This is a genomic window from Shigella sp. FC1544 (genome assembly GCF_001722145.1).
Lineage (GTDB): Bacteria > Pseudomonadota > Gammaproteobacteria > Enterobacterales > Enterobacteriaceae > Escherichia > Escherichia coli.
The window spans coordinates 1-545 of sequence record NZ_MECT01000417.1 but is presented as its reverse complement, the minus strand read 5'-3'; the positions used below and the strand labels follow the sequence as shown (position 1 = coordinate 545).

The 545-nt window shown below is 47.2% G+C and carries 1 pseudogene; it reads right to left on the bottom strand.

The annotated features are described in order from the left end of the window. Positions 1-205 precede the first annotated feature (205 nt). A pseudogene (locus BGK49_RS27910) lies at positions 206-411 on the bottom strand (Arm DNA-binding domain-containing protein); the annotation flags it as partial. Positions 412-545: the final 134 nt, after the last annotated feature.

Below are 545 nucleotides of genomic sequence, written 5' to 3'. Positions count from 1 at the left end.
TAGTGCGCTGGGTTATCGCTCGCCACGGGAATATCTGCGGCAGCGGGCTTGTAATGGGTTAAGTGATAACAGATGTCTGGAAATATAGGGGCAAATCCAGTTACCCCCAAACGAATCGGAAAATCGATACTGGAAAAACTCTAACTCGGTGGCCAGTTTTTGTTGACCACTTCAAACCCATCTTTTACGGGGTGAAGGTAGATTTCGTATGAAGGGTATCTGTTGTCTCCTGCAAAGTCATAAGCGGATATTTTCCTACGGTCAGTATTTTTTCCTTACCGTCAATCTTGTAGCGAAGTTGCCATACCTTTTCCCGGATACAGGAACATAAAGGTACAGGCCATTACCATCGAGAAGGCGGTATGGTTTTTCTTTCGGCTTTGCTGCTTCAATCTGCTTAACGGTGAGCATGGGTAAAAAGTAAGGCAGTATGACTTTCCGTGAGACAGATGCTGGCCAACGTGGGATATTTAACGCGGGTTAACATCGTTGTCAGAGCCGCATGGGTGAGCTGTTGCTACACCCCGGTATTTCCACCACGGAGG